The sequence below is a fragment of the Tardiphaga alba genome (assembly GCF_018279705.1).
Lineage (GTDB): Bacteria > Pseudomonadota > Alphaproteobacteria > Rhizobiales > Xanthobacteraceae > Tardiphaga > Tardiphaga alba.
In genome coordinates this window covers 324,140-343,644 of record NZ_CP036498.1, presented here as the reverse complement: position 1 = coordinate 343,644, position 19,505 = coordinate 324,140, and the positions used below count along the sequence as shown (strand labels likewise).

The following is a 19,505-nucleotide window of genomic DNA, read 5'->3' as shown; positions in this document are numbered from 1 at the left end:
TCCTTACGCTTCGGCTTCTTCGGACTCAGGCTCGGTGCCCTTGTCGAGATCTTCGCGGGTGATCCAGCCGGCGACGACGCGCGCTTCCATGATCATGCGCTCGGCATCTTCACGCGACATCTCGTTGGCATCGAGGAAACCGGCATGCTTGACCGGCTCGGAGCCTTCCTTGCGCTCGGTCCAGCCGACGATGTCGTCGGTGGCGCAGCCCGCGAGGTCCTCGACGGTCTTGACGTCGTTTTCGCCGAACTTGACCATCATCTGCAGGGTCACGCCGGGGACGTCGCGCATGGCTTCGTCAACGCCGAGCTCCTTGCAGCGGCCGCTCAGTTCGGCCTCGAGCTGCTCGAGATATTCGCGCGCACGGCTCTGCAGTTCTTCGGCAGTCTCGTCATCGAAGCCTTCGATGCTGGCCAGTTCCTTGGCATCGACCAGTGCGAGTTCTTCGACATTCGTAAAGCCTTCCGACGCCAGCAGCTGGCCGACGACTTCGTCGACATTCAGCGCTTCCATGAACACGCGGGTGGCGTTCTCGAAGTCGGCCTGGCGACGCTCGGATTCTTCCTGCTCGGTGAGGATGTCGATGTCCCAGCCAGTGAGCTGCGACGCCAGACGCACGTTCTGACCGCGACGGCCGATGGCCAGCGAGAGCTGGTTGTTGGTATCCGGCACCACGACTTCGATGCGCTCGCGGTCTTCGTCGATGACGACCTTGGAGACTTCCGCCGGTGCCAGCGCATTGACCACGAAGGTCGCGATATCCGGCGACCACGGGATGATGTCGATCTTTTCGCCCTGCAGCTCATTCACCACGGCCTGCACGCGCGAACCGCGCATACCGACGCAGGCGCCGACCGGATCCACCGAGGAATCGCGCGAGATCACGCCGATCTTCGCGCGCGAACCGGGATCACGGGCAACCGCCTTGATCTCGACGATGCCGTCATAGATTTCCGGCACTTCCTGCGCGAACAGCTTCGCCATGAACTGCGGATGGGTGCGCGACAGGAAGATCTGCGGCCCGCGGGTCTCGCGGCGCACGTCGAACACATAGGCGCGCACGCGGTCGCCGTTGCGGAACACTTCGCGCGGCAGCATTTCGTCGCGGCGGACAATGGCTTCGCCACGGCCGAGATCGACGATCACCGAACCGTATTCGACGCGCTTGACGACGCCGTTGACGATCTCGCCGATGCGATCCTTGAATTCCTGGTACTGACGATCACGCTCGGCTTCGCGCACCTTCTGCACGATGACCTGCTTTGCCGACTGCGCGGCGATACGGCCGTATTCCAGCGGCGGCAGCGTATCGGCGATGGTGTCGCCGACCTGGGCGCCCGGATTGGCGCGCTGCGCATCGTTGAGCGAGATCTGGTTCGACGCGTTCTCGACATCCTCGACCACCAGCATGTGGCGGGTCAGCGAGAGCTGGCCGGTCTTCGGATGGATTTCGGCGTGAACATCGGTTTCCGAGCCGTAACGCGCACGCGCTGCCTTCGCGATCGCCTCTTCCATCGCCGAGATGACGATGCTGCGATCAATCGTTTTCTCGCGGGCAACGGCGTCGGCGATCTGCAAGAGTTCAAGTCGGTTGGCGCTGATAGCGGCCATGGCTCAGTCTCCTTCGGGGGAATCGATGTCGCCGCGGCCAGCATTCTTGGCCAGGCGGTGGGCCTTGGTGTTCTTCGGCAGCGGCTTCTTGGCGGTCTTCGCAGCCTTGCCCTTGGGCTTCGGCGCAAAACTCTTCTTCGGATCGCTGCGCTTGGCGTGCGGCGCCGCCGGCGCCTCGATACCAAGCTCGCGCTTGAGATCCTGTTCGGCATGCTTGCCCCGGCGCATGGACTCGGCGACCAGCTCGTCGGTCAGCACCAGATTGGCGCTGCCGATATCTTCCATCGGCAGGCGCGTGATCGGATCTTCGCCGTCGCGCGCGCCTTCGCGGTCGATCAGGACTTCACCGCCCTCGACGCCGGCGATCCAACCGCGAAACCGCTTGCGGCCACCGACGGCCACCGCCATGTCGACCTTCACGAGATGCGTCTGGAAGCGCAGGAAGTCCGAACGGCGCACCAGCGGGCGATCGATGCCCGGCGATGAAATCTCGAGCCGATAGGCGCGCTGGATCGGATCCTCAATATCGAGCACCGGCGACAGCGCATTCGAAATCGCTTCACAATCCTCGACATGCATCGAGCCATCGGGCCGCTCTGCCATGATCTGCACGGTGCAGCCGGCTTCGGCGGAAATCTTGATGCGCACCAGCCGATAGCCCATGCCTTCGAGCACCGGGGCCGCGATGGCCGCCACGCGCGCGCCGGCACCCGGCTCGACGACCAGACGCGGCTCTGCGAGCAGCTCGGCATCATCCATGGTGGGTTCGATCGGGTCAGTCATAGCGGCGTGCAGCAGTCCAGGTTCGAATTGGTGTTCGGGGCCATTCAGGTAATAAAAAAGAGCGGGTCCCCGGGGCCCCACTCTCAAACGATCTGTATGAGAACTGTAAGTTGCGGCCGATATAGACCTTTTTCGACACGACGGCAAGGGAAGGATTCGCGACGAGAAAGCCCGCGTAAAAGCCGGTTCCATCTTAAGCCATTGTAAACTCTGGCATCTATGCCGCCTTAGACTAACCCTTCTTTCACAAAGCGCCATTACGCTGCGCAGGCCTTTGTGTTTGGCGTAGTTGAGTATTCTTTGATGGCAGAGGCCAAATCCCTCATCCCGGGGCTTGAGGACATCGTCCGTAACGGCGATCCCGCTCGCCGCGGCGAGGCAGTCCGGAAGATCGCCGACCTGTTCCTGCAGGGCGCATCCCGGTTCCAGCCGTCCCATGTGGACCTGTTCGACAGCATCCTCACCAGCCTTGTCCCGCAGACCGAGGTTGAAGCGCGCCGCACGCTGGCCGAAAGGCTGGCCGAGCTCGTGAACGCGCCGCCGCAGCTGGTCTCCATGCTGGTGCGCGACGACGAAATCCTGATTGCCGGCCCCCTGCTCCGCCGCTCGCCGCAGATCGATGAGCCTACCCTCCTCGATATCGCGAAGGTGAAGGGTCAGCCGCATTTGCTGGCGATCTCCGACCGGCCGATGCTGGGCCCGCGCCTGACCGATGTCATTATCCGCCGCGGCGATCGCGAGGTGATCCGGCGCGTGGCCGGGAATGCCGGCGCTATCTTCTCGCAGCTCGGCTATCACGGCTTGATCCGCCGCGCCGGCGACGACGGTGCGCTTGCCGTCACTGTCGGCCAGCGCGACGACCTGTCGGCCGAGCAGCTCAAGCACCTGCTCGCCCAATCGGTCGAAGTCGTCCGGCGCAGGCTGTTCGACACCGCGGCCCCGGAACTGCGCGCGGCCATCAACCGCGCCATGCAGGACATTTCGGGCGCCCCGCAACATCTTGGTTTGACGCGCGATTTTGCCAGCGCCCAGCGCACCGTGCGCAAGCTGCAGCAAAGCGCCGAACTCAATGAGGGCGCCTTGCTGCGCTTCGCCCGTGCGCATCAGTATGAGGAAACAGCCGCGGCCCTGGCAGCCATGTCCGGCGTGCGGATCGCGACCATCGACCAGCTGCTAAAGGGCGACCGCGACGACCCCATGCTGATCCTCGGCAAATCAATCGGGATTTCCTGGGCCACCGTGCGCGCCCTGATCGCCCTGCGCGTCGGACCCGGCCGTTCGCCGGCCCCACATGATGTCGAGGAAGCGCGGCAAAACTTCTCGCGGCTGGTTCCGGCCACTGCGCAGCGGGTGCTGACCTTCTGGCAGACCCGCGAGCCAACCTCAGCGATCCCGAGTTAGCGCTTTTTGCTGCAGCATTGCCGCAGCAATTTTGACGGCCACCGACAAGTAGATTGCGCAACAACTCGCTCAACCGCCACGCGTCGCGCCGCATTTGCCGTCGTGCCACCGAAAATCCGCGAGTAATTTCAGTGCTTTCTGGCTTTCGAGCTCAGATTTGCTGCGATGCAGCATCTGATTGTTGCCACACAGATCGAATGTGTGCAGCGCAACAAAATACCTCAGCGATATGCCGACAGATCCACGATGGTCGGCGCCTCGCCATTGAGCGGATTGTCGGGATCGCGCGCATAACGCAGCGTCTCGAACCGCATCGACCTCGCATCGATCATCAGAAGCCGCCCGACCAACCCTTCGCCGAACCCGACGATCTCGCGGATCGCCTCCAGCGCCATCATCGAGCCGATCATCCCCGCCAGCGCGCCCATGACGCCGGCCTCCTGGCAGCTTGGCACCGTGCCGGGCGGGGGCGCTTCCGGGAATAGGCAGCGATAGGTCGGATTGAGCTGGCCTTTATCATTGCGCTCATGCGGACGCAGGGTTGTCAGCGATGCATCGAAGGTGCCGAGCGCAGCAGAGATCAGCGGCTTGCCGGCAAGGCAACATGCATCCGAGACGAGATAGCGCGTGGTGAAGTTATCGGAACCGTCGAGCACCAGATCGTAACCGCCGATCAGCGCCATCGCATTCGCGGCCGTCAATCGCTCGCCATGGCCGATGAAATTCACATGCGGATTGAGCGCCTGGATCTTCGCCGCGGCGCTATCGACTTTCAGCAAGCCGACATCCGGTGTGGCGTGAATGATCTGCCGCTGCAGATTCGACAGCGACACCTCGTCGTCATCGACCACGCCGAGCGTGCCGATGCCTGCCGCCGCGAGATACATCAATGCAGGCGCACCCAGGCCACCGGCGCCGATCACCAGCACCTTTGCCGCGCGGAGCTTCGCCTGGCCGGGACCTCCGACCTCGCGCAGCACGATATGGCGCGCATAACGCTCGAGTTCTTCGCCGCTCAGCATCGTCTCGTCATCTCTCCGTCAGCCGCATCGTGAACCATGGCGCGGCTGTCACCGACCCAGCAGATGTGCTTAATTCCCTCGAAATCAATCGCAGGCTTCACCACCGGGACATGTCATGAGATCGATGCTGTCGGCAACCGCGATGATCATGTTGGCGTCCGCGGCCTATGCGCAAACACCCGCCCCTACGCCCGCGAAGCCGAAGCCTGTCGCCACCGTGCCGGTGCGCCCGGCCATGCAGACGCCCGCCGACACGGCCAAGGACATGACCCAGACCGAGCGTCTGACCATCCAGTCGGACCTCGCATGGAGTGGGCACTATAATGGCGCCATCAATGGCGAAGTTTCCGAGCGCATGGTCAATGCCATCAAGGCTTTCCAGAAAGACAATGGCGGCAAGCAGACCGGCGTGCTGAATCCGCAAGAGCGCGGCGTGCTCGCCGCCACGGCTAAGAAGCCGCGCGACAATGTCGGTTGGAAGATCGTCACCGATATGGTGACGGGCGCGAAGCTCGGCATTCCCGGCAAACTGGTGCCGCAGCAGATCTCCGATGCCAACGGAAGCAAGTGGCAGTCTTCCACCGGCACGATCCAGATCCTGCTCACGCGCCGCAAGGAAGAGGCGCCTTCCACCGCCAAGCTTGCGGAGGCCGAGCGCAAACAACCCGGCCGCAAGCTCGACTACAGCGCGGTGAAGCCGGATTTCTTCGTGCTGTCCGGGCTGCAGAACCAGAAGAAGTTCTATATCCGCGGCCAGCTCAAGGGCGATGAAGTCCGCATGCTCACCATCCTCTACGATCAGGCGACCGAAGGCACCATGGAGCCGGTGGTAATCGCCATGTCCTCGGCCTTCGATGCATTTCCCGCTGGCGTACAAGCCATGGGCCCGCCGCCGCGTAAAAAGGTCGAATATGCATCCGGCATCGTGGTGAGCGCCGATGGCGCCATTGTCACCGATCGTCAGGCCGTGGATGGCTGTCTCTCCATCACCGTGGCCGGCCATGGCAATGCCGACAAGGTCGCAGAGGACAAGGCACGCGACCTCGCATTGCTGCGCATCTACGGCGCCCGCGACCTGAAGCCGCTCGCGCTCGGGACGGGTACGGCGAAGCCTGATCTCACACTCGTCGGGATCGCCGATCCGCAGAACCAGGCCGGGGGATCGGCAGTCAGCACCGTCAGAGCAGCGACCGCACAGGGCGCTGGTAGCGAGACGACATTGTCACCCGCGCCCGGCATCGGCTTTGCCGGCGCTGCGGCGATCGATGGCGATGGTGCGTTTGCCGGTGTCACGCAGTTGAAGCCGGTCGTGGTCGCCGGTCCCACACCCGCAGCGACGCAAGCCGTGCTGGCGTCAGCGGATGCGGTGCGCAATTTCGTGAAAGCGAATGGCGTGGCCACGGAAGCCGGCAAGACCAGCGATGCAAAGGCATCGATGGTCCGCCTGATCTGCGTCAGGAAATAGGCCGCGCGCCGCTCACGCTTCTTCCATCCGGTCCATGCGCTGCGCCAGCGTCGTCTCGTGCCGTCGGCGAGGAGTTGCCATTGGACGGATCACGCGGCGCTCCAGCACGTCGCGCGCCTGTTCTTCGATAAACTTCACGGCAAAGCCGCCATCGAGATGACGGACCACGCGCCCGACACAGGCGCCGACGGCGAGCGGCGTGCCGATCTCCGGGCGCATATCGGCGGATACGGCTGCGCCCGACGGCGACATGTCGATCACGAAACAGCTTTTCACCGTGCCATCGGCGAAGGTCAGCATGGAATGCGGGCTAGCCGGCACGATGCGAGCCTGCTTGCGCCCGTCCTTGATGCTGGGGTCTTTCTGCTTCTTCTCCAGCCAGGTCAGTTGATCCGACATCTTCTGCCGCTGCGGGCGCGTCAGCATCAGTTCGAGCAGGAAGCTGCCCGACACGGTGTCGCTGATCTCGCCTTCCATCTTTCCGAAATCGCCGAAATAGGTGCCGATCCGATCGCCGATACGGCCGATGACGGGCACTTCGACGATCATGCGAAACGGCGACACGCGGCTGGTGCGGCAGGCAAAGCTGCGCGGCCGCCCCTTCGGATCGAGCCAGTTCGACAACGTATACTGGCCGCCGACCACGACATTGACGGCGCGCTGCCTGAGGAATTTTTCGACGGACACGGGACCGGCTCCTACGGTAATAATCCACCACCATAGAAAACGCGGCAAGGCGAGCATTTACGCGCGCCTTGGTTATCTCGTTATTTATATACCCTCTTAAGTTGATAAAATATTGCCGGCGATTTGTCGTATTGGCCCGTCTCAGCCCGGTGCCCGCCCTTTGATGGCATTGGCGAAAGCGTCATAGCTGACAGTCCCGTCCGGCCGCATCGTCACGTGCGCGCGCACGCGGCGCTGCAATTCAGCAAGCACCTCTGGTGTCATCGCAGCCACCGCCGGCTTGACGGTGGAGCCGGACGTAGATGCCGCCCAGAAATCCTCAAAGCTCTCGAAGCGACGGGTGACGTCGATGCGGCGCGTCTCGATATCGACGAGACCGGCGCCCTGCCACAACGCAACGAGGTTCTCGGTCCGCGACGCATCCGGATGGGGCGGCGGTTGCGGCACAGAGCCCATGGCCCGCAATTCGCGCAACACAGGCTGCAGCGGGAAACCACCGCCATCCATATCCCACGCATAGGCGGCGACCTGACCGCCCGGTTTCACGACGCGCGCCATCTCGGCAACGCCGCGCGGCGGCTCCGGCACGAAGAAGATCACCAGTGCCATCACGGCCGCATCGAAGGCGTCATCACCGAATGGCAAGGCCATCGCATCGCCCTGATAATAGGCGGCCATCGCCGTGCCCGGCCGCTTGCGCGCGTAATCGAGCTGGCCGTCGGACGGATCGACGCCATCGACCGCATGAGGCGCACAACGCTGCACGATCAACTCGGTGAACGCGCCATTCCCGCAGCCGACATCGACCCAGGCGAGATTTTGTTTCGGCGCAAGCCAGTCGAGAAACTGCTCGCCGGCAAGCCGGCTCCACACACCCATCATGCGCTCATAGGCAGCGCCATCGTTGAAGCGGACGGAGGGGAGGAGATGTCGGTCATTGCACCAATCCTTCTTGGCGTCATTGCAAGGCGCGTAGCGACGAAGCAATCCAGTTCTTTCTTCTCGTGAAGCGGGGCTACTTCGCTGCGCTCGCATTGACGATTATTTCTGACACTTCGGGCACCAGAAGGTCGATCGCCCGTTCTGCACGAAGCGTTTCACGATGCCGCTGCAGCCATCGGTTTTGCAGGGCTCGCCTTCGCGATCATAGACCTGGAACGAGTGCTGGAAATAGCCGAGTTCACCGGAGGTCTGGCGATGGTCGCGCAATGATGAGCCGCCGGCCTTGATGGCGAGGTTGAGCACATCGTGAATGGCATCGACCAGATGCGTGGCGCGCTCGGTCGGTTCGCCTTTCTTCGTGGAGAGCGTCGCAGCCAGACGGCGCGGCGACAAATGCGAGCGGAATAGCGCCTCGCAGACATAGATATTGCCGAGACCGGCAACCACGGTCTGGTCGAGCAGGGCTGCTTTCAAACTGGTCTTCTTGTTGCGGCAGGCCTCCGCCAGCATCGCGGCATCGAACTCGTTGCCGAGCGGCTCCGGGCCGATGTCCTTGATGAACGGCTCCTGCTCCGCCTCGCTACGTGCAAAGATTTTCATGAAACCGAAGCGGCGGGGATCGTTGTAGATCACCGAGGGCCCCGACGACATGTGGAAGACCACATGATCATGGGCGCGCTCGTCGCTGCGCGGATGATGGAAGGCGCCCGGCATCTCATTCGTCCCGTCGGAGACAACGCGGAACGAGCCGGACATGCCGAGATGCATCAGCAGGACATCGCCGGAATCGAGATCGGCAAGCAGATATTTGGCCCGGCGACCAAGGCTGGTGACCACCCGCCCCTGCAACCGCGCGGCAAAATCGGGCTGAAACGGAAACCTGAGGTCCCCACGACGGAGTTCGAGACGGTCAATTCTGGCGCCCTCCATGGCCGGCTGCAGGCCGCGTCGGACGGTTTCGACTTCGGGGAGCTCGGGCATGAGATGGGTCATTCACCTTGAGGGGCTGACGTGATAGCCCCTTTGCCGCCGGCAGGCTATGGTCCGCCGCAATCGAGGTTTTTTGAGATGAGCAGCATGGATCAGCCGGGCGACACCACGCATTTCGGCTTCCGGGACGTTCCCGTCGGCGAGAAGCAGACGCTGGTGAATGAGGTGTTTCACAGCGTGGCCCAGCGCTACGACCTGATGAACGACCTGATGTCCGGCGGCATGCATCGCGTCTGGAAAGACGTGATGATCAACACGCTGAACCCGCCGCGCTCGGACGCGCCCTTCGCGCTGCTCGACGTCGCCGGCGGTACCGGCGACATCTCGTTCCGCGCTGCCAAGGCCTCGGGCCTCGGCTTCGCGGCCACGGTCTGCGACATCAATACGGGGATGCTCGAGGTCGGCCGCGAGCGCGCCATCAAGCAGCATCTGGAACATCAGGTCTCGTTCATCGAGGGCAATGCCGAGGAGCTGCCATTCGAAGACAAGAGCTTCGACGCTTATACGATCGCCTTCGGCATCCGCAACGTGCCGCGCATCGACCGCGCGCTGAAAGAGGCCTATCGCGTGCTGAAGCCCGGCAGCCGCTTCCTCTGCCTCGAATTCTCGACGGTGGACGTGCCCGGCCTCGACAAGATCTATGACCTGTTCTCGTTCAAGGTGATCCCACCGATGGGCAAGGCGGTCACCGGCGACTCCGAATCCTACCAGTATCTGGTCGAATCCATCCGCAAGTTTCCGCGGCCTCCCGTCTTCACCGACATGATCCGCGATGCCGGATTCAACAGGGTGAAATACGACATGCTCTCCGGCGGCATCGTCGCGCTGCATTCGGGCTGGCGTTTGTGATCTCTGCTCTCTCGCATATCACGCGCCTCGCCCGCGCCGGCATCGTCTTTGCGCGCGAAGGCGTGTTCGGCGCCGTCGATCCCGCACTGATACCGCCGCCGGCGCTGCTGGCGGTGAAAATCGCGCGGCTGATCGAACGCAAGAATGCGCAGACCGGACCAAAGCTCTCCCGCGCGCTGACGCGCCTGGGGCCGGCTTATTTGAAGCTCGGCCAATTTCTGGCGACACGGCCCGACGTGGTCGGCGTCGCCATGGCGCGCGACCTCGAAAACCTGCAGGACCGCCTGCCGCCCTTCTCCAATACCGAAGCCGAGCATGTGGTGGCGGCTTCGCTGGAACGGCCGATGGCGCAGCTCTATGCGAGCTTCTCGCCACCGGTGGCTGCAGCCTCGATCGCGCAGGTGCATCGCGCGGAGATCGTGAAAGACGGCGTACGCAAGACCGTAGCCGTGAAGGTACTGCGCCCGAATGTGTCCGCGCAATTCCGCCGCGACCTCGGCGATTTCTTCTTCGTCGCGCGCAATGCCGAGCAGTATTCCGCCGAAGCGCGCCGTCTGCGCCTGATCGAAATCATCACCGTGATGTCGCGCTCGGTCGCGATGGAGATGGATTTGCGGCTGGAAGCCGCCGCACTCTCGGAGATGGCGGAGAACACGAAGAACGATCCGGATTTCCGCGTCCCCGAAGTCGACTGGGACCGCACGTCGCACAATGTGCTGACGATGGAGTGGATCGACGGCATCGCGCTGAACGATCACAAGCGCCTGGCGGAATCGCATGTCGATCTGCCCGATCTCGGCCGCAAGGTGATCCAGAGCTTCCTGCGCCACGCGTTGCGCGACGGCTTCTTCCATGCCGACATGCATCCGGGAAACCTGTTTCTCGGTAATGACGGCCGCCTTGTTGCGGTGGATTTCGGCATCATGGGCCGGCTCGGCCTGAAGGAGCGAAGATTTCTGGCCGAGATCCTGCTCGGCTTCATCACCCGCAATTATCGTCGCGTGGCCGAAGTGCATTTCGAGGCCGGCTATGTGCCGGCGCATCACTCGGTGGAGAATTTCGCGCAGGCGATCCGGGCGATCGGCGAGCCGATCCATAACCGCACGGCCGAAGAAATCTCCATGGCCAGGCTGTTGACCTTGCTGCTGGAAATCACCGGCCTGTTCGACATGCAGACGCGACCGGAATTGATCCTGCTGCAGAAGACCATGGTGGTGGTCGAAGGCGTCGCCCGCACTTTCGATCCGAAACTGGATATCTGGAAAGTGGCCGATCCCGTCGTCCGCGAGTGGATCGAGCGCAATCTCGGGCCGCTCGGCAAGATCCAGGGCGCGCTGGCGGGGGCCGGTGAACTCGGTAAGGCAGCCTCCGGATTGCCGGCGCTGGCGACGCGCGCGATGACGGTGCTGGAGCAGCTCGAGACCATGACGCGCAATGGCGTCCGGCTCGACGACGAGACCATTGCCGCCATTGGCCGGATCCGGGCCAAGCAGACCAGGTGGCGAACCATCGGCATCTGGGTGATCGCGCTGACCTTTATCGGGATCCTGCTCACTGTCCGCTGATTGCACCGCTAGCATATTGTGCTAGCATTGCTGTCAAATCATGCGAGGCGGTCATGGCCAATCTCTCCATTCGCAATCTCGACGACGCGATCCGGGACGACATCCGGCTCCGGGCCGCACGCAACGGGCGGTCCGTGGAGGACGAAGTCCGGGTCATCCTGCGTGAGGCGGCACAAGGTGGCCGCGCCGGGGCCGCCGGCCTGCCCGCGGACACCGCGCCGATCGCCCCGACGTCGCGCGACACGGCACCGCCGCAGGCCGGCACCCAGCCCAAGGTCACGCTGATCATCGGCGGCGGCATCGCGGCGTACAAGTCGCTCGACCTGATCCGCCGGATCAAGGAGCGCGGCATTCACGTTCGGGTCGTCCTCACCCAGGCCGCGCAGAAATTCGTTACCGCACTGGCGGCAAGCGCCCTCTCCAATGAGCGCGCCTATACCGACCTGTTCGACCCCCAGAGCGAGTTCGATGCCGGGCATATCCGCCTGGCGCGCGAATGCGACCTGATCGTTGTGGCGCCGGCGACGGCGGACCTGATGGCCAAGATGGCAAACGGGCATGCGGATGACCTGGCATCCGCCATCCTTCTCGCCTCCAACAAACCGATCCTGATCGCACCGGCGATGAACCCGCTGATGTGGGGCAATGCCGCAACAAAGCGCAATGTCGCGCAGCTGCAGCGCGATGGCATCCGCATGATCGGGCCCAATGCCGGCGAGATGGCCGAGCGCAATGAAGCCGGCACCGGCCGCATGGCGGAGCCGACGGAGATTGCGGAAGCCGCGAATGCACTGCTGCGGCCGCAGCGTCCGCAGCCCCTGAAAGGCAAGCGCATCCTGATTACCGCGGGGCCAACGCATGAGCCCATCGATCCCGTGCGCTATATCGCCAATCGCTCCTCGGGCAAGCAGGGCTTTGCGATTGCCGATGCCGCGCGGTCCGCGGGCGCTGAGGTGATTCTGGTGTCCGGCCCGGTGGAGCTTGATGAGCCCCGCGGCGTGGACGTGAAGCATGTGGAATCCGCGCGCGACATGCTGAGCGCCGTGGAAGCAGCACTTCCGGTCGACATCGCGATCTTCGCGGCAGCGGTCGCCGACTGGCGCGTCGTCAGCGAGGGCGCGCAGAAGATCAAGAAGAAGGCCGGCGAAGCGATGCCGCCGCTGCAGCTCACCGAAAATCCCGACATTCTCGCGACCATCTCGAAGCGCGGAACGAACCGCCCGCCGCTGGTGATCGGCTTCGCCGCCGAGACCGAGCATCTGATCGACAACGCGACCGCCAAGATAAAGCGCAAGGGCTGCGACTGGATCGTCGCCAATGACGTCTCGCCAGCCACCGGCATCATGGGCGGCGACAGCAACACTGTGAATTTGCTCACGCGCGACAAGGAGAGCGGCGAGATCGCCGTTGATTCATGGGCGCCAATGAGCAAGGAGGACGTTGCCGTGACGCTGGTCGCGCGCATCGCCTCCTCTCTCGCGAAAGAGACATCATGAGCAGCACTGTCAAAGTCGAAGTCCAGCAATTGCCGCATGGCGCAGGCCTGCCGCTGCCGGCCTATCAGACCGCGCATGCGGCGGGGATGGATCTTCTCGCAGCGGTACCGGATTCCGCACCGGTCATCCTGGAGCCCGGCAAGGTCGCGATGGTACCGACGGCACTGAGCATCGCGCTGCCGCCCGGTTATGAGGCGCAGGTGCGCCCGCGCTCCGGCCTCGCCGCCAAGCACGGCATTACCGTGCTGAACTCACCCGGCACCATCGATGCGGATTACCGCGGCGAGATCGCGGTGATCCTGATCAACCACGGCAGCGCCGCCTTCACGATCAAGCGCGGGGAGCGAATCGCGCAGATGGTGATTGCGCCCGTGAGCCAGGCGGAACTCGTGCTGGTGCAAGCTCTCGGCGAAACGGAACGCGGCAGTGGCGGGTTTGGATCGACAGGAAGATAGAACGCGAATCCGTAGCCTGCATGAAGCGCAGCGCAATGCAGGGACAGGCCAACCCAGCTGAAACGCCGGTCCCCGGATTGCGCTTCGCTCCATCCGGGCTACGCAATAGACCGAGTCTTTTCGTCACACTCTGCGCAATTCGATTCAAACGCGGCGGCATTTTTTAAGGCCGCGGTCATCGTTCACGGTCTGGACTCTTACCGGCCGACTCCCGAAGCAGATACTGTCCAACGATTCGTCTGAGGTGGTGTGGGGCCGCCTGAGAATCCGTGCGGCTTTTTGGGGCAATTCATGTCAGGCGTGACCGCAGTGATGCGTCGGACCTGGCTCGCATGCACTGCCATGGTGCGTGACGGGCTTGTCGGCATTGGTGCGTCCACCGCACTCGCCTCCTGCGCGCTTGCGGCGGACGACTCGCCGCTGACGCTTGCCGGCCTGCTCGATCTCGACCGCCAGGAAATCGCCGCGCTCACCACCGGCGGCGCCGTGCTCGGCTTCTCCGTCGTCTGCGCCATCCTGCTGATGCGCAACCGCCAGCGCGCAGCACGCACCGAGACCAAGTTGCGCAACGAACTGCATGCCTTGCAGACCGAAGCGGACCGTTTCCGCGCCTTGCTGTTCACCGAACCGCAGGTGCTGGTTTCCTGGGCGGCCGGCGACAAGCGCCCCGATATTTCCGGCGACACCGCGATCATGATGTCGCAGGACCCACAGACCCACCAGCCGCAACGCATCCTCGCTTTCGGCACATGGCTGCCGCCAGAACCCGCGCTGCGGATGGACCACGCCGTCGATGCGCTGCTCGATGCCGGCGAAGGTTTTGTGCTCAATCTCACCACCTCCACCGGCCGCGCCATCGAAGCGATGGGCCGCGCCATCGGTGGCCAGGCGATCCTGCGCATTCGCGAACTCAGCGGACTGCGCCGCGAGCTGGCCGAGATGACGCTGCGCTACCGGGAACTCAGCGAGGAGAGCGAGACGCTGCGCGGCTTCGCCAATGCCGCGCCATTCCCGATCTGGGCGCGGCATGCCGACGGCAAGCTCAGCTTTGCCAATGTCGCCTATGTGCACGCCACCGAAGCCAGCGACGTGACCGATGCCGTGGCGCGCAATCTCGAACTGCTCGACAGCGATCATCGCGCCAGCCTGACGCGCGTGCTGAACGACAATCAGCCCTTCACGGCCCGCGTTCCCGTGGTGATCTCTGGCGAACGGCGCATCTTTGACGTCCATGCCGCGCGCATCGGCAATGGCAGCGCCGGCATGGCCATCGATGCCAGTGAGGCTGCTGCACTTAAGGCCGCATTGCTGCGCATGGCGGAAGCGCATCGCCGCACGCTGGACCAGCTCTCCTCCGGCGTCGCCGTATTCGACGGCCAGCGCCGGCTCGCCTTCTACAACGACGCCTATCGTCGCCTGTGGGATCTCGACCGCGCATTCCTGGACAGCAATCCCGACGACTCCAGCGTGCTGGACCGCCTGCGTGCGGCGCGCAAGCTGCCGGAACAGCCGAATTTCCGCGCCTGGAAGACGAAGCTGCACGAGGCCTATCACGCCAATGAGGCGCATAAGGATGTCTGGTATCTGCCAGACGGCCGCGCGCTCTCCATCGTCACCACGCCGAATCCCGAAGGCGGCGTCACCTATCTCTATGACGACGTCACCGAGCGGCTGGATCTTGCACGGCGCTTCGATGGGTTGATCCGCGTTCAGCGCGAGACGCTCGACAACCTTGCCGAAGCCGTCGCGGTGTTCGGCAGCAATGGCCGTGCCCAGCTGTTCAACCCGTCCTTCGCCAAGATGTGGCGGCTGTCGGACGAGACGCTGGAGCAAGAGCCCCATATCGAAATGGTCGAGACGCTGTGCCGGCCGCTGTTCGACGATCCCGCCGTCTGGCAGACGATCCGCGGCGCCATTACCTCCATCGACAATCGTGCACCCGTGCCGTTGAAGATGGAGCGCAAGGACGGCAGCGTGCTCGCCTGCATGAGCATGCCGCTGCCCGACGGCGCGACCATGCTGACCTTCCAGGACATTTCGGACGCCGAGAACGTCGAGCGGGCGCTGCGCGAGCGCAACGAGGCGCTGGAAGCCGCCGACCAGATGAAGGTGGATTTCGTCCACCACGTCTCCTACGAGCTGCGCTCCCCGCTCACCACCATCATCGGCTTCGCGCATCTGCTCAGCGACCCGACCACTGGCCCGCTGCTCTCCAAGCAGGCCGAGTATTTAGATTACATCACGACATCGACCAGCGCCTTGCTGGCGATCATCAATAATATCCTGGATCTCGCCACCATCGATGCCGGCGCGATGTCGCTCAATCTCGGTCCGATCGATATCCGCAAGACCATCGATGCCGCGGCCGAAGGCGTGCAGGATCGCCTGGTGCGCGACCGCATCGCGTTGCAGATCGATGCGGATCCCAACATCGGCAGCTTCATCGGCGATGAAAGCCGCGTCGTGCAGGTGCTGTACAATCTGCTCGCCAATGCAGTTGGCTTCGCACCGCATGATTCGGCTGTGACGCTGCGCGCGGCGCGCACCGAACACATGATCATCTTCTCGGTGACCGATCGCGGCCCCGGCATTCCGCCGGACATGCAGGACAAGATGTTCGACTGGTTCGAGAGCCATGCCAACGGCTCGCGCCATCGCGGCGCCGGTCTCGGCCTGTCGCTGGTGCGCTCCTTCGTCGAACTCCATGGCGGCAAGGTGCGGATCGATTCGACGGTCGGAAAGGGCACCACGGTGAGCTGTGAATTCCCTTTGGACCAAACCGCACATCGTAACGCGGCCGAATGAGCGGCCTTTCCTCACACGCCACAATCACGACGGCGCTCGGTCACCTCTCCCCGCCGGGGAGAGGTCGCGCGCCCTTGCGCGCGGGTGAGGGGCAACCGCGGGCGACAGAGTTTGGGGAAGCCCCCTCACCCGCCCGGCTTCGCCGGTCGACCTCTCCCCGGTGGGGAGAGGTGAGCGAGCCCGGCCATGACGGGGCCCTTCGCGTTCTCCCTCGCACTCCCGAACGAAGACGCCACCGCCGCTTTGATGGCCGACCTTGCGCTGCTGATCAGCGCCGGTGACGTCATCACGCTGTCCGGCGATCTCGGCGCCGGCAAGACGTCCGCGGCCCGCGCGATGATCCGCTATCTCGCCGGCGACGACGAGCTCGAAGTGCCGAGCCCCACTTTCACGCTGGCGCAAAGTTACGACCTGCCATCATTCCCGCTGGTGCATGCCGATCTCTATCGCATCACCGATCCCGGCGAGATGGAAGAAATCGGCCTGTCTCCGCTGCCCGAAGGCACGGTGGCGTTGATCGAATGGCCGGAGCGGGCCGACGGCGATCTGCCGGCAGACCGCATCGAAATCACGCTGACGCATCGCCCGGCGCTGGGCTCGCTGGCGCGCGCCGCAGAGATCACCGGGCATGGCAAGGCCGCAGCCATCGTACAGCGACTGCAGGTGCTGCGCGAATTTCTTGACGAAGCACGCTATCTCGATGCCGGACGCCGGCGCATGGCGGGCGACGCCTCGACACGCTCCTACGCACGTCTGATCCGCGACGACGGCGTCTTCATTCTGATGAATGCACCGAAGCGGCCGGACGGCGCGCCGGTCTATGGCGGCAAGTCCTACAGCGCGGCGGTGCATCTCGCCGAGGACGTCAGGCCTTTCGTTGCCATCGCGAACGGGCTGCGCGCGCAGGGCATTTCAGCGCCGGCGATTCATCACGCCGATCTGGATGCCGGCTTCCTGATCACGGAAGACTTTGGCACCGAAGGCGTGATCGAGGGCACACCCTTCGCGCCGATCGTGGAGCGCTATCAGGCCGCGACCGACATGCTGGCGATGCTGCATGGCAAGGCGCTGCCCGAGCGCCTGCCCCTGCTGCCGCATCAGGATTACGCCATTCCCGTCTTCGATACCGAGGCACTGTTGATCGAAGTCGGCCTGATGCCTGAGTGGTATCTTCCGGACCGCGATGCTGCCCCGGGCGAAGTGCTGCAAGCCGAATTCTTCGCCATGTGGCGCGACATGCTGAGCGCCATCGAAGCCGCGCCGAAAACATGGGTGCTGCGCGATTTCCATTCGCCCAACATGATCTGGCTCGGTGACCGCGACGGCATCAATCAGGTCGGCGTCATCGATTTTCAGGACACCGTGCTCGGCCCTGCCGCCTATGACGTGGTGTCGCTGCTGCAGGACGCGCGAATCGACGTGCCCGAACAGATCGAACTGGCGATGCTGACGCGCTACATCAAGGCGCGCCTGGCCGCCGAGCCGGATTTCGATCCGGCGTCATTTGCCGAAATATACGCGATCATGTCCGCACAGCGGAACACACGACTGCTCGGCACTTTCGCACGGCTCAATCGGCGCGACGGCAAGCCGCATTATCTCAAACACCAGCCGCGCATCTGGACCTATCTCAACCGCTCGCTGGCGCATCCGACCCTGGCGGTGTTTCGCGATTGGTATGAACGGCACGTTCCGCCGCCGCAGGGATAGTTCGAACGCGACGAGAGTGCTTTTCCCTCCCCGGAGCGGAGCGAATGGGGAGGGTGGCGCGCAGCGCCGGGTGGGGTCTCTCCCCACGCGACGTCAGAGCTTGTGGAAGCACCCCACCCGTCTCGAAACTCGCTAAACGCTCGCTTCGATCCACCCTCCCCACCGCGCGGCTGCGCCGCTTGGGGGAGGGAAAGGAAATCCTTAACGCAATCTTAGCCCTGATCGACTTACTCTCGGCACCAAGATCGGCCAAGCCTCACCTGTGGGGCTTTCGGTACTGAGTAGGGATCGATCATGGCGACCACTGAACGGCGAACGGATCACAGGGTGGTTTTCGAGCGCGGCTTTCCCGCGCAGATGATGGGCATCGACGGCACCTGGCGGCGTTCCTGCATCCTCGAGGACGTTTCCGAAGTCGGTGCCAAGCTGACCGTCGAGACCTCCGTCGAAGGCCTCAATCTAAAAGAATTCTTTCTGCTGCTCTCATCGACGGGTCTGGCCTATCGCCGCTGTGAGCTTGGCTGGGTGAATGGCGACCAGATCGGTGTGAATTTCCTCAAACCTGGCGACAAGAAGAAGAAAGCTGCACGGCGCACCGAGAATGAGGAAGCAGATGCCTGAGCATGCTCCCATCGCGCGACGACAAGGTTTCAAATCAGTTCGTGTGTAGATCCACACTCAGCGCGTGATGGTGTCGCACCTCCGTCATGTCGCCTCATTATTGCTCGACCAATTTATGCGCGGCCACGCGCGCCGTGCTACACTCTCCGCAATTGATAAGAATCGACGCCGAGACGAAACGACATGTCCGTGAAACCCACCAAAGCCATGGTTCTCGCTGCCGGCCTCGGCCTGCGCATGCGCCCGCTGACCGAGACCATGCCGAAGCCGCTCGTGCCTGTCGCCGGCCAGCCTTTGCTGGATCACGTGCTCGACAAGCTGGCTGCCGCCGATATCAGCGAGGCCGTGGTCAATGTGCACTACCTGCCGGACATGATCATCGATCATGTGAAGTCGCGCAGCGCGCCAAAGATGACGATCTCCGACGAACGCGATCAGGTGCTCGGTACCGGCGGCGGCGTGGTGAAGGCGCTGCCGCTGCTCGGCGATGCGCCGTTCTATCATCTCAATGCCGATACGATGTGGATCGACGGGGCGCGACCGAATCTCGCGCGCCTCGCGGAAAGTTTCGATCCGGCCAAGATGGACATTCTGCTTCTGATGGCGCCGACCGCGAACAGCATCGGCTATTCGGGCAAGGGCGACTACGAGATGCGTACCGACGGCACGCTGCGCCGCCGCAAGGAAAACCAGGTGGTGCCGTTCGTCTATGCCGGCGTCGCGATCATCTCCCCGGCGATTTTCAAGGACGTCCCGGACGGCGAGTTTCCGCTGACACTGCTGTTCGACCGCGCCAATGAAGACGAGCGGCTTTACGGATTGCGCATGGACGGCGTGTGGATGCATGTCGGCACGCCCGACGCCGTCCGCGCCGCAGAAGACGCGTTCCTCGCCAGCGTGGCGTAACTCTTTTCATTCATTCTTGAGATGGCGCTCTGTTCACCTCTCCCCACCGGGGAGAGGTCGGATTGCGTAGCAAGCCGGGTGAGGGGTGCCCCACACGCCGACGTTACGTGTAGCCCCCTCACCCGCGCGCAAGGGCGCGCGACCTCTCCCCGGTGGGGAGAGGTGAACGGAGCTTCGCGACTCCCGCCGCTTCCCTC

Annotated in this window: 16 protein-coding genes; 10 read left to right on the top strand and 6 right to left on the bottom strand. The window is 63.7% G+C overall.

The window, feature by feature from the left end; genetic code table 11:
• Nucleotides 1-3: 3 nt before the first annotated feature.
• Nucleotides 4-1,611 (bottom strand): transcription termination factor NusA, encoded by a 1,608-nt coding sequence (gene nusA, locus RPMA_RS01665; RefSeq protein ID WP_211911204.1) that lies wholly within the window; start codon nt 1,609-1,611, stop codon nt 4-6.
• A 3-nt stretch (nt 1,612-1,614) separates the two neighbouring features.
• A complete protein-coding gene (gene rimP / locus RPMA_RS01660) occupies nt 1,615-2,394 on the bottom strand; it encodes a ribosome maturation factor RimP (RefSeq protein ID WP_211911203.1) in 780 nt (259 codons plus the stop codon).
• A 303-nt stretch (nt 2,395-2,697) separates the two neighbouring features.
• Here rimP and RPMA_RS01655 point away from each other — a divergent pair, with 303 nt between their 5' ends.
• A complete protein-coding gene (locus tag RPMA_RS01655) occupies nt 2,698-3,795 on the top strand; it encodes a DUF2336 domain-containing protein (protein ID WP_211911202.1) in 1,098 nt (365 codons plus the stop codon).
• A 221-nt stretch (nt 3,796-4,016) separates the two neighbouring features.
• Here RPMA_RS01655 and RPMA_RS01650 read toward each other — a convergent pair whose 3' ends face one another.
• Entirely contained in the window at nt 4,017-4,817 is an 801-nt protein-coding gene (locus tag RPMA_RS01650; protein ID WP_211911201.1) for a HesA/MoeB/ThiF family protein, read from the bottom strand.
• 115 nt (nt 4,818-4,932) lie between these two features.
• Here RPMA_RS01650 and RPMA_RS01645 point away from each other — a divergent pair, with 115 nt between their 5' ends.
• A complete protein-coding gene (locus RPMA_RS01645; RefSeq protein ID WP_211911200.1) occupies nt 4,933-6,282 on the top strand; it encodes a serine protease in 1,350 nt (449 codons plus the stop codon).
• Nucleotides 6,283-6,294: 12 nt separating this feature from the next.
• Here the strand turns inward: RPMA_RS01645 and RPMA_RS01640 are convergent, their stop codons facing one another.
• From RPMA_RS01640 to mutM, 3 genes are all read right to left on the bottom strand, one after another.
• Nucleotides 6,295-6,969: a PilZ domain-containing protein gene (locus tag RPMA_RS01640; RefSeq protein WP_249225511.1), complete on the bottom strand. Its 675-nt coding sequence runs from the start codon at nt 6,967-6,969 to the stop codon at nt 6,295-6,297.
• A gap of 141 nt (nt 6,970-7,110) precedes the next feature.
• Nucleotides 7,111-7,956 (bottom strand): class I SAM-dependent methyltransferase, encoded by an 846-nt coding sequence (locus tag RPMA_RS01635; protein WP_211911198.1) that lies wholly within the window; start codon nt 7,954-7,956, stop codon nt 7,111-7,113.
• 54 nt (nt 7,957-8,010) lie between these two features.
• Nucleotides 8,011-8,892: a bifunctional DNA-formamidopyrimidine glycosylase/DNA-(apurinic or apyrimidinic site) lyase gene (gene mutM, locus RPMA_RS01630; RefSeq protein WP_211911197.1), complete on the bottom strand. Its 882-nt coding sequence runs from the start codon at nt 8,890-8,892 to the stop codon at nt 8,011-8,013.
• 96 nt (nt 8,893-8,988) lie between these two features.
• Here mutM and ubiE point away from each other — a divergent pair, with 96 nt between their 5' ends.
• From ubiE to RPMA_RS01590, 8 genes are all read left to right on the top strand, one after another.
• Nucleotides 8,989-9,750: a bifunctional demethylmenaquinone methyltransferase/2-methoxy-6-polyprenyl-1,4-benzoquinol methylase UbiE gene (ubiE, locus tag RPMA_RS01625; protein WP_211913382.1), complete on the top strand. Its 762-nt coding sequence runs from the start codon at nt 8,989-8,991 to the stop codon at nt 9,748-9,750.
• Nucleotides 9,747-11,315 (top strand): 2-polyprenylphenol 6-hydroxylase, encoded by a 1,569-nt coding sequence (gene ubiB, locus RPMA_RS01620; protein WP_211911196.1) that lies wholly within the window; start codon nt 9,747-9,749, stop codon nt 11,313-11,315. The genes ubiE and ubiB overlap by 4 nt, the downstream gene beginning before the upstream one ends.
• 53 nt (nt 11,316-11,368) lie before the next feature.
• Nucleotides 11,369-12,811 carry a bifunctional phosphopantothenoylcysteine decarboxylase/phosphopantothenate--cysteine ligase CoaBC gene (gene coaBC / locus RPMA_RS01615; RefSeq protein ID WP_211911195.1) on the top strand — a complete coding sequence of 481 codons (1,443 nt, stop codon included), beginning with the start codon at nt 11,369-11,371 and terminating at the stop codon, nt 12,809-12,811.
• On the top strand, nt 12,808-13,266 hold the full coding sequence (gene dut, locus RPMA_RS01610) for a dUTP diphosphatase (RefSeq protein ID WP_211911194.1): 459 nt from the start codon (nt 12,808-12,810) through the stop codon (nt 13,264-13,266). The genes coaBC and dut overlap by 4 nt, the downstream gene beginning before the upstream one ends.
• A gap of 291 nt (nt 13,267-13,557) precedes the next feature.
• Nucleotides 13,558-16,071 (top strand): sensor histidine kinase, encoded by a 2,514-nt coding sequence (locus RPMA_RS01605; protein ID WP_211911193.1) that lies wholly within the window; start codon nt 13,558-13,560, stop codon nt 16,069-16,071.
• 186 nt (nt 16,072-16,257) lie between these two features.
• Nucleotides 16,258-17,781 (top strand): tRNA (adenosine(37)-N6)-threonylcarbamoyltransferase complex ATPase subunit type 1 TsaE, encoded by a 1,524-nt coding sequence (gene tsaE, locus RPMA_RS01600; protein WP_211911192.1) that lies wholly within the window; start codon nt 16,258-16,260, stop codon nt 17,779-17,781.
• 294 nt (nt 17,782-18,075) lie between these two features.
• Nucleotides 18,076-18,402, top strand: a complete 327-nt coding sequence (locus tag RPMA_RS01595) for a PilZ domain-containing protein (protein ID WP_408056500.1) — start codon at nt 18,076-18,078, stop codon at nt 18,400-18,402.
• A gap of 183 nt (nt 18,403-18,585) precedes the next feature.
• Nucleotides 18,586-19,308, top strand: coding sequence for a nucleotidyltransferase family protein (locus tag RPMA_RS01590; RefSeq protein ID WP_211911191.1), 723 nt, complete (start codon nt 18,586-18,588; stop codon nt 19,306-19,308).
• Nucleotides 19,309-19,505 lie beyond the last annotated feature (197 nt).

Bases quoted from the DNA above. Each gene is read 5' to 3' on its own strand.
- nusA (WP_211911204.1), bottom strand. From the start codon at position 1,611: ATGGCCGCTATCAGCGCCAACCGACTTGAACTCTTGCAGATCGCCGAC.
- rimP (WP_211911203.1), bottom strand. From the start codon at position 2,394: ATGACTGACCCGATCGAACCCACCATGGATGATGCCGAGCTGCTCGCA.
- RPMA_RS01655 (WP_211911202.1), top strand. From the start codon at position 2,698: ATGGCAGAGGCCAAATCCCTCATCCCGGGGCTTGAGGACATCGTCCGT.
- RPMA_RS01650 (WP_211911201.1), bottom strand. From the start codon at position 4,817: ATGCTGAGCGGCGAAGAACTCGAGCGTTATGCGCGCCATATCGTGCTG.
- RPMA_RS01645 (WP_211911200.1), top strand. From the start codon at position 4,933: ATGAGATCGATGCTGTCGGCAACCGCGATGATCATGTTGGCGTCCGCG.
- mutM (WP_211911197.1), bottom strand. From the start codon at position 8,892: ATGCCCGAGCTCCCCGAAGTCGAAACCGTCCGACGCGGCCTGCAGCCG.
- ubiE (WP_211913382.1), top strand. From the start codon at position 8,989: ATGGATCAGCCGGGCGACACCACGCATTTCGGCTTCCGGGACGTTCCC.
- coaBC (WP_211911195.1), top strand. From the start codon at position 11,369: ATGGCCAATCTCTCCATTCGCAATCTCGACGACGCGATCCGGGACGAC.
- dut (WP_211911194.1), top strand. From the start codon at position 12,808: ATGAGCAGCACTGTCAAAGTCGAAGTCCAGCAATTGCCGCATGGCGCA.
- RPMA_RS01605 (WP_211911193.1), top strand. From the start codon at position 13,558: ATGTCAGGCGTGACCGCAGTGATGCGTCGGACCTGGCTCGCATGCACT.
- tsaE (WP_211911192.1), top strand. From the start codon at position 16,258: ATGACGGGGCCCTTCGCGTTCTCCCTCGCACTCCCGAACGAAGACGCC.
- RPMA_RS01595 (WP_408056500.1), top strand. From the start codon at position 18,076: ATGGCGACCACTGAACGGCGAACGGATCACAGGGTGGTTTTCGAGCGC.
- RPMA_RS01590 (WP_211911191.1), top strand. From the start codon at position 18,586: ATGTCCGTGAAACCCACCAAAGCCATGGTTCTCGCTGCCGGCCTCGGC.